Source organism: Pseudomonas sp. F-14 TE3623 (assembly GCF_053629015.1).
Genome location: NZ_JBRJHM010000001.1, coordinates 487,234 through 499,407, shown reverse-complemented (window position 1 = coordinate 499,407; position 12,174 = coordinate 487,234). Strand labels below are relative to the sequence as shown.

The window sequence follows — 12,174 nt, the reverse complement described above, 5'->3', positions numbered from 1 at the left end:
GCGACTTAACCGGCCACCACCGGCGCTGGCGGCTTGGCCACCGAGCACAGGCGAATGGAGTCGGCGAGAATTTCAATCGCCTTCGGCCGCGGGAAGCTCGCGCGCCAGGCGATGGCCACGGTGCGGAACGGCACGGGCGCGCTCAATGGGCGCACTTCGATCACGCCGGGAGCGTAGTGGTGGCTGTCGACCGCCGACAGCGGCAGGATCGAAATGCCCAGGCCGGACGCGACCATGTGGCGAATGGTTTCCAGCGAGCTGGATTCCACCGTGGTGTGTTTGGCGCCGTCGTTGCCTTTGGCCAGGGTCGGGCAGGCTTCCAGCACTTGATCGCGGAAGCAGTGGCCTTCGCCGAGCAGCAGCAGGCTCTTGTCGTTGAGCAGGGCGGCGTCGATGGATTCTTTTTGGGTCCACGGGTGCTGGGCCGGCATCAAGACGTAGAACGGCTCGTCGTAGAGCTGCAAGGTCAGCACGTCGGCTTCGTTGAACGGCAGGGCGATGATGATCGCGTCGAGTTCGCCGTTGCGTAGTTTGTCGCGCAGCACGTGGGTGAAGTTTTCTTCGATGTACAACGGCATCTGCGGGGCGACCCGGTGCAGTTGTGGAATCAGGTGCGGGAACAGGTACGGGCCGACGGTGTAGATCGCGCCGACTTTCAGCGGGGCAGTCAGCTGGTTCTTGCCGGCTTGGGCCAGTTCACGGATGCCTTGGGCCTGCTCCAGGACTTTCTGTGCCTGGGCGACAATGCCTTCGCCGACCGGGGTCAGGCGCACGGCGCTCTTGCTGCGCTCGAAAATCAGCACACCGAGTTCGTCTTCAAGCTTTTTCACGCCCACCGACAGGGTCGGCTGGCTGACGTGGCAACGCTCGGCCGCGTGGCCGAAGTGCTGCTCTTGGGCGAGGGTAACGATGTAGCGTAATTCTGTGAGAGTCATAGCAAGCGTCCATGAAGTTGCGGGCCAAGCATACCGGCTGCAATCGATAGACGCACGTTATCAGACTGAGTGTGCTGAGTGACACAGGGCAATGCGTTTCCAGACATGCAAAAAGGCACCTTTCGGTGCCTTTCATGGATTTTGTAGCCGCCGAAGAACCTGTGGGAGCGGGCTTGCTCGCGAAGGCGGTGTGTCAGGCAGCATTAATGTCGACTGACACTCCCTCTTCGCGAGCAAGCCCGCTCCCACATTGGTTCGGCGGTGTCTTAGCGTCGGCGTTCCAGCGAGTAAACAAACGGTGCAACGATTTCGATGGAGCCGTTATTCAGCATGTCGGCCGGTGGCTTGGGCAGCGGTTGGGCGCGGCGGATCATTTCCAGGGTGGCCCGGTCCAGATCGGCGTTGCCGGAGCGACCCACCAGTTCGAACGACAACACGTTACCTTCCGCATCCACCACGAAGCGCAGACGGTTCAAGCCTTCCTTGCCCCGCTGCTGTGCACTGGCCGGGTACTTTTTGTACTTGGCCAGGTGCGCGAGCAGGGTGCCTTGCCAACTGGCCTTGGCCGCTTGCTGCGCCGGCGATGGACCGGGTGCCGGCTGAGCGGATTTCTCCGTCGGTGCCTGGGTCGGTTGCGCGTCGCTCGGTTTTTCCTCGGAAGGCTTTTCCTTCGGCGGTTCCGGCTTTTTCTCCACAGGCTTGGGCGGTTGAGGCTTCGGCTTGGGTTTGACCGGTTTCGGCACGGCAATCTCGGCCTTCGGCGCTTCAGCGAGTTTCGGCAGCGGCAGTTCTTCCACCGGAGCCGGAGGCTGTGGCGGCGTGATCACCTTTGGCGGTGCGGGCGGTGGCGGGGCCGGAACCGGCGCCAGCTCGACCATCATCGCTTGCGGCGGCAGCTCGATCGGCGGGCGCGACGTCCAGTTCAGCGCCAGCGCAATGGCCAGCGCATGGACGCCCAGCACCACGGCCAGGCTCCCGCTGTAACGCGTCAGCTTTTGGCGCGTGTTGATCATTTCTTGGCTGCCGTCTCAAGTCCGACCAGGCCGACCTTCAGATAACCGGCGGCGCGCAGGGCGTCCATCACGCTCATCAGGTCACCGTAGTCCACGCCTTTATCGGCCTGGAAGAAGATCGTCGTGTTTTTCTTGCCCTTCGTCTTGGCGTCGAGTGTGGCGCCGAGGGTTTCGGCCTTCACTTCGTCTTCGCCGAGGAACAGGCGCTGGTCAGCTTTCACGCTGAGGAACACCGGTTTCTCTGGCCGCGGCGCCGGTTTGGCGGTGGAAGCGGGCAGGTCGACCTTGATGTCCACGGTGGCCAGCGGGGCCGCCACCATGAAGATGATCAACAGCACCAGCATCACGTCGATGAACGGCGTGACGTTGATTTCGTGGTTCTCGGCGAGATCGTCGTCTGCGCCTTCTTTCAAATGCAGGCCCATGGCCGATTACCCCACTTTCACCATGTGCGGTTGCGAGCTGCGCTCGGTCGGCAGGTGGTCGAGATCACGGCTGACCAGCAGCAGGACTTCTGCCGAGGCATCGGACACTTGCGCCTTGTAACCGGCGATGGAGCGGGCGAAGACGTTATAGATGACCACTGCAGGAATCGCTGCAACCAGCCCCAGCGCGGTTGCCAGCAGGGCTTCGGCGATACCGGGAGCTACGACGGCGAGGTTGGTGGTCTGGGTTTTGGCGATGCCGATGAAGCTGTTCATGATGCCCCATACGGTGCCGAACAGGCCGACGAACGGCGCAGTGGAACCGATGGTGGCGAGTACGCCGGTGCCACTGCTCATGTTGCGACCGCATGCAGCGACGAGGCGCTCGAGGCGGAAGCTTACACGTTCCTTGATGCCTTCTTTTTCGCGGCTGTTGGCCGACAGGCGCATTTCTTCCAGCGCGTCGTGGACCAGCAGGTTGGCGAGAGTGCCTTCCTTGGCCGCCGTGGCGCTGGCTTCTTTAAGGGTGGCGGCTTTTTTCAGGTGGACGATTTCAGTGCGCAGACGACGCTTGGCGCCCATCAGCTCGAAGCCCTTGGCGATCCAGATGGTCCAGGTGATGATCGAGGCGATGGCCAGGCCGATCATCACGATCTTCACAATGATGTCGGCGTTCTGGTACATGCCCCACGGCGACAAGTCATGGGCCATGCCCAGCGTGTTGTCGGCTTCGAGGACTTCCGGCACGTCAGCGGCGTCTACGGCCTGGACCGGATCGGTCGCGGCAGGTGTCACAGCAGGCGCGGCGGGTGTTTGAGCGGCAGCAGGCTGTGTGGCCGGCGCTTGTGCGTCGGCGAAGGCGGCGGTCGGCGCCAGCATCAGGCTGAGCAGCAGGGCGGCCACCGCGCTCCAGGCGCGAGGTCGTTTGGTTGGCGAAGCGGGGAATTGATTGCGTGTCATGCTGGCCGGACCTGAAAGGAAAAAAACGGTAAATGTTCTTCCAGGCCTCGTGAGGCCGAGAACAAAAGTGACCCGCATTATTGCAAGTAATTCTTGTTAACAAAAGTAATAGAGTATCTTTTTTTCCTTCATTGCTAGCCGCGTGTGCTTTGCCGACGCTAGTCTGTAGCTTTGCGATAGGAGTTTTCTGATGTCCGCGCCTTCTGTTTTGATCGCCGGCTGCGGTGATGTCGGCAGTCGTCTGGCCACGCAATTGCTGAATTCAGGGTGGGAGGTTCACGGCTTGCGGCGTGACGTCTCACGCCTGCCCCAAGGGGTGATTGGCGTTGCCGGTGACTTGTTCAATAAAGACTGCCCGCCGACCTGGCCAATCGGAGCGGTGGATTACCTGATGTATTGCGCGGCGGCTACCGATCACGATGAGGCCGGATACCGCGCCGCTTATATTCAGGGTTTGCAGCACGTGCTGGAATGGCTGGGGGACTACGGGCAAGTGCCTAATCGGCTGCTATTCGTTTCCAGCAGCAGCGTTTACGGCCAGCAAGAGGGCGAGTGGATCGACGAGAACTCGCCGACCGTGGCGGCTGGCTATTCAGGGCGTGTGATGCTGGAGGCCGAGCAAGTGGTGCGTGATAGCGGCATCCCGGCGAGCATCCTGCGCTTGACCGGGATCTACGGTCCGGGCCGAGAGTTTCTGCTGACCCAGGTCCGTCGCGGTTATCGCGTGGCGATCGATCCACCGTTGTACGCCAACCGCATTCACGTCGATGACGCGGCGGGGTTGCTGGCGTTTCTGCTTGAGGCGGATTGGCGTGGCGTGGCGCTGGATGATGTCTATATAGGCGTCGACGATGCGCCCGCGTCATTGGCGGAGGTGGTGGGCTGGTTGCGTGAGTATCTGGGCGTGACCGAATGGGCCGAGGATGCCAGTGTGCGTCGTGCCGGCAGCAAGCGCTGCAGCAATGCCCGGGCGAAGGCGTTGGGTTGGGTGCCGAAGTATCCGAGTTTCCGCGAAGGCTACGCTGCGATCCTCGAAGGTCGCTGCTGATTTCCAGTCACAAACCAAATGTGGGAGCGGGCTTGCTCGCGAAGGGGTCATAACATTCAACATCATCGTTGACTGTTACACCGCTTTCGCGAGCAAGCCCGCTCCCACATGGATTCTGCGTTGGCCTTAGGGCCGGGTTACTGCTTTTCCAGCAACCATTTGCGATCACCCGGCGTAAACGAAGGCATCTCGTCCGCCAGTGCGGTATTCACGGTCTGGAAAATCTCCAGTTCCTTGCCCTTGCGCGCAAAGATCCAGGTATTGCCCTGGCCGTTTGCCTGCAGCCAGATGTTATCGTTGCCGCCGCTCATCGACGCGCAATCGCCCGCCAGGCACAGGGCATAACGATCCGCACCGGGCAGGCCGGCAACCTGGCCATCGGCCTGGAATTGCACGGTGTTGCCTTCGCCCGGGCCGCTGAGAATTTTCCAGCTGCCGCCCATATAGGCCGAATACAGTGCCCGCTCGAAACTCGCGCCAATCGGTGCGCCTTCCGGCACCGGGACCGCTGCACGGTCGAAGACTTGCTCCGGCTCGTTGTCGTTGGCGGCCTGGCTCAGTTGCTTGCCATCACGCTTCAGCTCGCTGGCGGAGCTGCCATAAAAGTCGACTTTCCAGGCGCCGGACTCTTCGCCCAGCAGCTTGCCTTCGACATTTTCAAAACCATTGGTGTAACGGGCCTGACCGGCCCTGGTGTTGACGTCCCATTCCAGATTCGGGCCATAGGCCTGGAGCGCTTCGCGCAGGGGGCCGCCTTTGGATGCAGCATCGATCGCCGACTGATTGATCCAGGTGCCGCTGATATCACGGTCGGCAGGGTCGCTGGCACAACCGCCCAAGAGAAGGGCGACCAGCGAGAGAGCTAGCGCTTGGCGCATGGTGGAATCCTTTCAGAACGAAATCGGCGCAACCTCTGGGGTTGCGCCGGACACATTACTCGATGACCAGAATGGCATCCATTTCAACCTGCGAACCCTTTGGCAGGGCTGCTACGCCGATGGCGGCGCGGGCTGGGTAAGGCTGGTCGAAGTACTTGCCCATGATCTCGTTGACCTTGGCGAAGTGGCTCAGATCGGTGAGGAAGATGTTCAGTTTGACGATGTCCTTGAACGAACCACCGGCCGCTTCAGCCACGGCTTTGAGGTTCTCGAACACCTGGACGGTCTGGGCTTCGAAGCCTTCGACCAGTTCCATGGTTTTTGGGTCCAGAGGAATCTGACCCGACATGTAAACGGTGTTGCCAGCCTTGATCGCCTGGGAATAAGTACCGATGGCGGCCGGGGCCTTGTCGCTGTTGATAACGGTCTTGGTCATGTATGACTCCTTGTGAAGGGTGGGCTACGCGCGCATGCGGGTGATGCGGATGACCCCGGTCAGGGCGCGCAGTTTCTTGATCACGCGGGCCAGGTGCACGCGGTCGTGCACACTGACCACCAGTTGGACCACGCTGATACGACCGTCGCGTTCGTCCATGCTGATTTTTTCGATATTGCCGTCGGCCGCGTTGACGCTGCTGGCCAGCAAGGCGATCAGGCCGCGCTGGTGTTCCAGTTCGACGCGCAGCTCGACGTTGAATTCGCCGGTGACATCCTTGGCCCACGAGAGCTGGATGCATTTTTCCGGGTTGTGGCGGATTTCGCTGATGTTGCGGCAGTTGTCCAGGTGCACCACCATGCCTTTGCCCGCGGAGAGGTGCCCGACAATCGGGTCGCCCGGGATCGGCGTGCAGCACTTGGCGTAACTGAGCACCAGGCCTTCGGTGCCACGAATCGCCAGCGGACCTTCCGGGCTCGGCAGCTGTTCGCCTTCGCCGAGCAGGCGGCGGGCAACCACGTAAGCCATGCGATTGCCCAGGCCGATGTCTTCGAGCAAGTCTTCGATGAGTTCGAGGCGATATTCGTGAAGCATCAACTGCACGCGCTCGACCGGGACTTTTTCCAGGGAGCTGTCGAAGCCGTTGAGCACCTTGTTCAGCAGGCGTTCGCCGAGGCTGATGGACTCGGAACGGCGTTGCAGTTTCAGCGCATGGCGGATGTGGGTTCGCGCCTTGCCGGTGACCACGAAGTTGAGCCAGGCCGGGTTCGGCCGCGCGCCGGGGGCGCTGACGATCTCGACCGTGGAGCCGCTTTGCAGCGGTTCGGACAGCGGCGCGAGACGACGATTGATCCGGCAAGCAATGCAGCTGTTACCCACGTCGGTGTGCACCGCGTAAGCGAAGTCGACCGCCGTGGAGCCTTTTGGCAGCTCCATGATCCGGCCTTTGGGCGTGAACACGTAGACCTCGTCCGGGAACAGGTCGATCTTCACGCTTTCGATGAATTCAAGCGAATTGCCGGCCCGTTGCTGCATTTCCAGCACGCCTTTGACCCACTGGCGGGCGCGGGCGTGAGTGCCTTTGGGCTGCTCGTCGCCGCTGGATTTGTACAGCCAATGGGCGGCGATGCCGTTGTTGGCCATCTCTTCCATTTCACGGGTGCGGATCTGGATCTCGATCGGTACACCGTGCATGCCGAACAGCGTGGTGTGCAACGACTGGTAGCCGTTGGCCTTGGGGATCGCGATGTAATCCTTGAAGCGACCCGGCAACGGTTTGTACAAATTATGTACAGCGCCTAGCACGCGGTAGCAGGTATCGACCTTGTCGACGATGATCCGGAACGCGTAGACGTCCATGATCTCGTTGAAGGCCCGACGCTTGCCGCGCATTTTCTTGTAGATGCCGTAGAGGTGTTTCTGACGACCGCTGACCTCACCCTGAATGCCGTCGATGGCCAGGCAGTGGCTGAGGGATTCTTCGATCTTGTTGACGATTTCCTTGCGGTTGCCCCGGGCGCGTTTGACCGCCTGGTTGATCCGAGCGGAACGCATCGGGTGCATGGCCTTGAAGCCGAGGTCTTCGAACTCTATGCGGATGGCGTGCATGCCCAGGCGGTTGGCGATGGGTGCATAGATTTCCAGGGTTTCCTTGGCAATCCGCCGGCGTTTTTCGCCGGACAGCACTTCCAGGGTGCGCATGTTGTGCAGGCGGTCGGCCAGCTTGACCAGGATCACGCGAATATCGCGCGCCATGGCCATGGCCATTTTCTGGAAGTTTTCGGCCTGGGCTTCGGCTTTGGTCTCGAAGTTCATCTGGGTCAGTTTGCTGACCCCGTCGACCAGTTCGGCCACGGTTTCGCCGAACTGCGCTTGCAGCGCTTCCTTGGCAATACCGGTGTCTTCGATCACGTCATGCAGCATGGCCGCCATCAGGCTCTGATGGTCCATATGCATGTCGGCAAGAATATTCGCAACCGCGAGTGGGTGCGTGACGTACGCCTCACCGCTGCGGCGGCGTTGGCCATCGTGGGCTTGTTCGGCGTAGAAGTACGCTCGGCGGACCAGATTGACCTGGTCCTTGCCGAGGTAGGTCGATAAGCGATCGGCGAGGGCGTCTATGCTCGGCATGATAATTCCTGCCGTTCGTTGTGACCCCGCGCCGTGCTACGTCGACCAGGCATGGACTTATACTGCCTCGTTGGACTCGTCCTCGAACGCTGCGAACAGCGGTTCGTCTTCGACGATTTCTGCGTTGGCGATGAACTCGTAGCTCATCAGGCCTTCGGCGATTTCACGCAGCGCTACAACAGTAGGCTTGTCGTTTTCCCACTGAACCAGGGGCTCTTTGCCGCCGGTGGCCAGTTGACGGGCACGCTTGGTGGACAGCATGACCAGTTCAAAACGGTTTTCCACGTGGTTCAGGCAGTCTTCAACGGTTACGCGGGCCATGGTATTCCTCGGAGCGAATGCAATATGCGCGCTGCCCGGGTGGGCGAGCGGACTCAACAGTTTAAAAAATCACCAGCGATTAGGGAAGCGCTGATTTTTTGACCAGGCTCTTCGACGCGCTATAAGTGCCAATGTAAAGCCCTTGCAGCGGTTTTGGGAAGAGCTGTTTAGTCGAGCAATTCAGCCAATAATTTGCCATGACGCTGCTGCTGACGCTTCTGATGCAGCTGATTGGCGCGGAAAATCGCCTTCAGATCGTCCAGTGCATGGGCGAAATCGTCGTTGATTATCAGGTAGTCGTAGTCGACGTAGTGGCTCATCTCGCTGACGGCTTCGCGCATCCGGCCTTCGATGATCTCGTCGCTGTCCTGGCCACGATTGGTCAGGCGCTGGTGCAAGGCCTGCAAAGACGGCGGCAGGATGAAGATCGAGCGCGCCTGGGGCATCAACTTGCGCACCTGCTCGGCACCCTGCCAGTCGATTTCCAGAATCAGGTCGTGGCCTTCATCCAGGGTCTGCTGCAGGTGGCTTTGCGAGGTACCGTAGAGATTGCCGAACACTTCGGCGCGCTCGAGGAAATCCCCGTGCTCGATCATCTTCACGAACTCGCTGCGTTCGACGAAGTGATAGTTCACGCCGTTCACTTCGCCGGGGCGCATGGCGCGGGTGGTGTGGGAGACCGAGACACGGATCTCCTGATCAGCGTCGGTCAGGGCCTTGACCAGGCTGCTCTTGCCCGCGCCCGAAGGGGCGGAAATGATGTACAGGGTGCCGGTGCTGTGGGTCATGTCAGGTTGCCTTACTCAATATTCTGCACTTGTTCGCGCATCTGCTCGATCAACACTTTGAGGTTGACCGCCGCTTGGGTGCTGCGCGGGTCGAAGGCTTTGGAGCCCAGTGTGTTGGCTTCGCGATTGAGTTCCTGCATCAGGAAGTCGAGGCGCCGACCGGCAGCGCCGCCGGATTTGAGCACCCGGCGAACTTCGATGATGTGAGTGCTCAGGCGATCCAGTTCTTCGGCGACGTCGCTCTTTTGCGCGAGCATGACCATTTCCTGTTCCAGTCGCTGCGGGTCGAGGTCGGCCTTCATGTCGGTGAAGCGGTCGAGAACTTTCTGGCGTTGGGTGGCGAGCATCTGCGGAACCAGCTCGCGCAGGATCACCACATCCCCTTCAATAGAGGTCAGGCGCTCGTTGATCAATCGCGCCAGCTCAGTGCCTTCGCGCTCGCGACCGGCCTTGAGTTCTTTCAGGCCCTGATGGAACAGCGCCAGGGCTTCGGCATTCAGCGCTTGCGGGTCGGCGGCATCGGCCACCAGCACGCCGGGCCAGGCCAGGACTTCCAGCGGGTTCAGTGCGGCCGGGTTCTTGATCAGGCTGGCGACCGTCTCGGCGGCAGCGACCAGTTGCGCGGCGCGCTCGCGGTCCATTTGCAGCGGTTTGCCGGTGCTTTCTTCGGTAAAGCGCAGGGTGCATTCGAGCTTGCCCCGGGACAGTTCCTGGCGCAGGGCTTCGCGGACCGCGCCTTCGAGGTCGCGGAAAGATTCCGGCAGACGCAGGTGGGGTTCCAGGTAGCGGCTGTTGACCGAGCGCAATTCCCAGCTCAGGGTGCCCTGGACGCCGGCTTTCTCGACGCGGGCGAAGGCGGTCATGCTGTGCACCATGGAGGTACCTCGCAATGCAGGTCGGCGCGTAACCCATGGTTCCGCGGACCCGCTATCTGTGAATTAAAGCCGACAGGCAGCAAAGGCGCAGGATTGTAGCGCAGTGGGGCGGATGCGCCCAAACACACGCTGTGACAAAGAGCTGCAGGCCGTCGGCTAAGCTCTATTCAGGGGCTTCAATCGTCGGGCGATTTTTTTAGAAGTGCCCACTCGCGGCCCGCGGCTCTATAATGCTCGGCAGTTTTCCGTCCTCCGTACAGGTAATCCCTATGAAACGTCCAAGTGGTCGCGCTGCCGATCAGCTCCGCTCGATCCGCATTACCCGCAACTACACCAAACACGCCGAGGGTTCTGTGCTGGTCGAGTTCGGTGATACCAAAGTCATCTGCACCGTCAGCGTCGAGAACGGCGTGCCGCGTTTCCTGAAAGGTCAGGGCCAGGGTTGGTTGACCGCCGAATACGGCATGCTGCCGCGCGCCACTGGCGAACGTAACCAGCGTGAAGCGAGCCGCGGCAAACAAGGCGGCCGTACTCTGGAAATCCAGCGTTTGATCGGCCGTTCCCTGCGCGCGGCGCTGGACATGACCAAGCTGGGCGACGTCACCCTGTACGTCGACTGCGACGTGATCCAGGCTGACGGCGGCACCCGCACCGCGTCCATCACCGGTGCGATGGTTGCACTGATCGACGCCTTGAAAGTGATCAAGAAGCGCGGCGGCCTCAAAGGCGGCGACCCGCTCAAGCAAATGATCGCTGCCGTTTCGGTGGGCATGTACCAGGGCGAGCCTGTGCTTGACCTCGATTACCTGGAAGATTCGGCTGCCGAGACTGACCTCAACGTGGTGATGACCAGCACTGGCGGCTTCATCGAAGTTCAGGGCACTGCCGAAGGCGCGCCGTTCCAGCCTGAAGAGCTGAACGCGATGCTGGCGCTGGCGAAGAAAGGCATGAACGAGATTTTCGAACTGCAGAAGGCTGCACTGGCCGACTGACCGGACCCGCTCCACGCAAGGAGGACGCCATGAGTGACGAGCAACTGCCGCTACCCACACCGAGCCGAGAGGTTCGTCAGTGGGCGATGTTTTGTCACCTGTCCGCCTTGCTGGGGATCTGGCTGCCGTTCGGCACGCTGATCGGGCCGCTGATTCTCTGGCAGATGAAGCGCGAGTCAGACCCGTTCATCGACGCGCAAGGCAAGGAAGCGCTGAACTTTCAAATCACCGTCGCCATTGCTTCCGCCATCTGCTTCCTGCTGATGGTGGTGATCATCGGGTTCTTCCTGTTTGGTCTGGTCGCGATCGGTGCACTGGTGTTGACGATCATTGCCGGCGTGAAAGCCAATGAAGGGTTCCCGTACCGGTATCCGTTTACTTGGCGCCTGGTGAAATAATAGCCAGCAAAGATTTCCTGTGGGAGCGGGCTTGCCCGCGATAGCGATCTGGCAGGCAACACATCTGTTGACTGTGACGGCCTCATCGCGGGCAAGCCCGCTCCCACAGAAAGCAAATCATTGCCCACAAAAAAGCCGACAGTGATGTCGGCTTTTTTGCATCTGCGAAAAGACGCTTAGATAGTCAGCGTCCAGTCGTAGTCCACGATCAGCGGTGCGTGCTGCGAGAACCGTGGCTGACGTGGCAGGCGTGCGCTGCGTACGAAGCGGCGCAGGCCCGGGGTCAGCAACTGGTAGTCGAAACGCCAGCCCAGGTTGAGCATCTCGGCCTGTTCGTTGTCCGGCCACCAGCTGTACTGGTCGCCTTCACGGCTGACTTCGCGCAGGGCATCGACATAACCCATGTTGCCGACAATCTCGTCCATCCAGGCACGCTCAGGTGCCAGGAAGCCCGGGGATTGCTGGCTGTCGCGCCAGTTCTTGATATCCAGCTTCTGTTGCGCCACGTACAGCGAGCCACAATAAATGTACTCGCGACGCTTGCGTCGCTGTTTATCCAGATAACGGGCGAAGTCGTCCATTAGCTTGAACTTCTGGTTCAAATCTTCATCGCCGTTCTGCCCCGAAGGGAGCAGCAAGGTCGCGATGCTGACCTTGTCGAAATCGGCTTGCAGGTAACGCCCGTAGCGGTCGGCCGTCTCGAAGCCGAGACCGCTGATGACTGCCTTCGGTTGCAACCGCGAATACAAAGCCACGCCACCTTGGGCGGGAACTTCGGCTTCGCAGGCATAAAGGAAGTAGCCATCCAGTTGGAAGGCTGGATCGTCCAGTTCAAAGGCGGAGGCGCGGGTGTCCTGCAGGCAGATGACGTCGGCATTCTGTGCTTGCAGCCAACTGAGCAAACCACGCTCGACTGCAGCCTGAATACCATTGACGTTCACACTGATGATCCGCATAAGTGGCCCCAAAAATCGC

14 protein-coding genes are annotated in these 12,174 nt (G+C 60.7%); 3 read left to right on the top strand and 11 right to left on the bottom strand.

Annotated features, from left to right (window positions below; all coding sequences use genetic code 11):
- Positions 1 to 5: 5 nt before the first annotated feature.
- The 4 genes from AB7M29_RS02335 to exbB all read right to left on the bottom strand — a co-directional run bounded on the left by AB7M29_RS02335 (position 6) and on the right by exbB (position 3,333).
- Entirely contained in the window at positions 6 to 935 is a 930-nt protein-coding gene (locus tag AB7M29_RS02335; protein WP_008007618.1) for a hydrogen peroxide-inducible genes activator, read from the bottom strand.
- A 266-nt stretch (positions 936 to 1,201) separates the two neighbouring features.
- Entirely contained in the window at positions 1,202 to 1,948 is a 747-nt protein-coding gene (locus AB7M29_RS02330; protein WP_008007617.1) for an energy transducer TonB family protein, read from the bottom strand.
- A complete protein-coding gene (gene exbD, locus AB7M29_RS02325; protein ID WP_454246241.1) occupies positions 1,945 to 2,373 on the bottom strand; it encodes a TonB system transport protein ExbD in 429 nt (142 codons plus the stop codon). Before exbD ends, AB7M29_RS02330 begins: the two co-directional genes overlap by 4 nt.
- Positions 2,374 to 2,379: 6 nt before the next feature.
- On the bottom strand, positions 2,380 to 3,333 hold the full coding sequence (gene exbB, locus AB7M29_RS02320) for a tonB-system energizer ExbB (RefSeq protein WP_217856869.1): 954 nt from the start codon (positions 3,331 to 3,333) through the stop codon (positions 2,380 to 2,382).
- 190 nt (positions 3,334 to 3,523) lie between these two features.
- Between exbB and AB7M29_RS02315 the strand changes: the two genes are divergently transcribed.
- Positions 3,524 to 4,381 carry an SDR family oxidoreductase gene (locus tag AB7M29_RS02315; RefSeq protein ID WP_454246240.1) on the top strand — a complete coding sequence of 286 codons (858 nt, stop codon included), beginning with the start codon at positions 3,524 to 3,526 and terminating at the stop codon, positions 4,379 to 4,381.
- Positions 4,382 to 4,518: 137 nt separating this feature from the next.
- On the opposite strand, the gene AB7M29_RS02310 is transcribed toward AB7M29_RS02315, so the two are convergent.
- The 6 genes from AB7M29_RS02310 to AB7M29_RS02285 all read right to left on the bottom strand — a co-directional run bounded on the left by AB7M29_RS02310 (position 4,519) and on the right by AB7M29_RS02285 (position 9,809).
- A complete protein-coding gene (locus AB7M29_RS02310) occupies positions 4,519 to 5,259 on the bottom strand; it encodes a hypothetical protein (RefSeq protein ID WP_048396255.1) in 741 nt (246 codons plus the stop codon).
- Between the two features lie 55 nt (positions 5,260 to 5,314).
- Positions 5,315 to 5,695 carry a RidA family protein gene (locus AB7M29_RS02305; RefSeq protein WP_003177257.1) on the bottom strand — a complete coding sequence of 127 codons (381 nt, stop codon included), beginning with the start codon at positions 5,693 to 5,695 and terminating at the stop codon, positions 5,315 to 5,317.
- Between the two features lie 24 nt (positions 5,696 to 5,719).
- Entirely contained in the window at positions 5,720 to 7,825 is a 2,106-nt protein-coding gene (gene spoT, locus AB7M29_RS02300; RefSeq protein WP_038980727.1) for a bifunctional GTP diphosphokinase/guanosine-3',5'-bis pyrophosphate 3'-pyrophosphohydrolase, read from the bottom strand.
- 57 nt (positions 7,826 to 7,882) lie between these two features.
- Positions 7,883 to 8,146 carry a DNA-directed RNA polymerase subunit omega gene (rpoZ, locus tag AB7M29_RS02295; protein ID WP_007894670.1) on the bottom strand — a complete coding sequence of 88 codons (264 nt, stop codon included), beginning with the start codon at positions 8,144 to 8,146 and terminating at the stop codon, positions 7,883 to 7,885.
- Between the two features lie 167 nt (positions 8,147 to 8,313).
- On the bottom strand, positions 8,314 to 8,934 hold the full coding sequence (gmk, locus tag AB7M29_RS02290) for a guanylate kinase (protein WP_052964483.1): 621 nt from the start codon (positions 8,932 to 8,934) through the stop codon (positions 8,314 to 8,316).
- Between the two features lie 11 nt (positions 8,935 to 8,945).
- Entirely contained in the window at positions 8,946 to 9,809 is an 864-nt protein-coding gene (locus tag AB7M29_RS02285) for a YicC/YloC family endoribonuclease (protein WP_454246239.1), read from the bottom strand.
- A gap of 269 nt (positions 9,810 to 10,078) precedes the next feature.
- Here AB7M29_RS02285 and rph point away from each other — a divergent pair, with 269 nt between their 5' ends.
- Positions 10,079 to 10,801, top strand: coding sequence for a ribonuclease PH (rph, locus tag AB7M29_RS02280; RefSeq protein ID WP_123720220.1), 723 nt, complete (start codon positions 10,079 to 10,081; stop codon positions 10,799 to 10,801).
- Positions 10,802 to 10,830: 29 nt separating this feature from the next.
- On the top strand, positions 10,831 to 11,199 hold the full coding sequence (locus tag AB7M29_RS02275) for a DUF4870 domain-containing protein (protein WP_217856866.1): 369 nt from the start codon (positions 10,831 to 10,833) through the stop codon (positions 11,197 to 11,199).
- 176 nt (positions 11,200 to 11,375) lie between these two features.
- On the opposite strand, the gene AB7M29_RS02270 is transcribed toward AB7M29_RS02275, so the two are convergent.
- Complete coding sequence (locus tag AB7M29_RS02270; RefSeq protein WP_007934608.1) at positions 11,376 to 12,155, bottom strand: exodeoxyribonuclease III; 780 nt, start codon at positions 12,153 to 12,155, stop codon at positions 11,376 to 11,378.
- Positions 12,156 to 12,174 lie beyond the last annotated feature (19 nt).

Coding starts and splice junctions, on each gene's coding strand:
- AB7M29_RS02335 (WP_008007618.1), bottom strand. CDS start 935: ATGACTCTCACAGAATTACGCTACATCGTTACCCTCGCCCAAGAGCAG.
- AB7M29_RS02330 (WP_008007617.1), bottom strand. CDS start 1,948: ATGATCAACACGCGCCAAAAGCTGACGCGTTACAGCGGGAGCCTGGCC.
- exbD (WP_454246241.1), bottom strand. CDS start 2,373: ATGGGCCTGCATTTGAAAGAAGGCGCAGACGACGATCTCGCCGAGAAC.
- exbB (WP_217856869.1), bottom strand. CDS start 3,333: ATGACACGCAATCAATTCCCCGCTTCGCCAACCAAACGACCTCGCGCC.
- AB7M29_RS02315 (WP_454246240.1), top strand. CDS start 3,524: ATGTCCGCGCCTTCTGTTTTGATCGCCGGCTGCGGTGATGTCGGCAGT.
- AB7M29_RS02310 (WP_048396255.1), bottom strand. CDS start 5,259: ATGCGCCAAGCGCTAGCTCTCTCGCTGGTCGCCCTTCTCTTGGGCGGT.
- AB7M29_RS02305 (WP_003177257.1), bottom strand. CDS start 5,695: ATGACCAAGACCGTTATCAACAGCGACAAGGCCCCGGCCGCCATCGGT.
- spoT (WP_038980727.1), bottom strand. CDS start 7,825: ATGCCGAGCATAGACGCCCTCGCCGATCGCTTATCGACCTACCTCGGC.
- rpoZ (WP_007894670.1), bottom strand. CDS start 8,146: ATGGCCCGCGTAACCGTTGAAGACTGCCTGAACCACGTGGAAAACCGT.
- gmk (WP_052964483.1), bottom strand. CDS start 8,934: ATGACCCACAGCACCGGCACCCTGTACATCATTTCCGCCCCTTCGGGC.
- AB7M29_RS02285 (WP_454246239.1), bottom strand. CDS start 9,809: ATGGTGCACAGCATGACCGCCTTCGCCCGCGTCGAGAAAGCCGGCGTC.
- rph (WP_123720220.1), top strand. CDS start 10,079: ATGAAACGTCCAAGTGGTCGCGCTGCCGATCAGCTCCGCTCGATCCGC.
- AB7M29_RS02275 (WP_217856866.1), top strand. CDS start 10,831: ATGAGTGACGAGCAACTGCCGCTACCCACACCGAGCCGAGAGGTTCGT.
- AB7M29_RS02270 (WP_007934608.1), bottom strand. CDS start 12,155: ATGCGGATCATCAGTGTGAACGTCAATGGTATTCAGGCTGCAGTCGAG.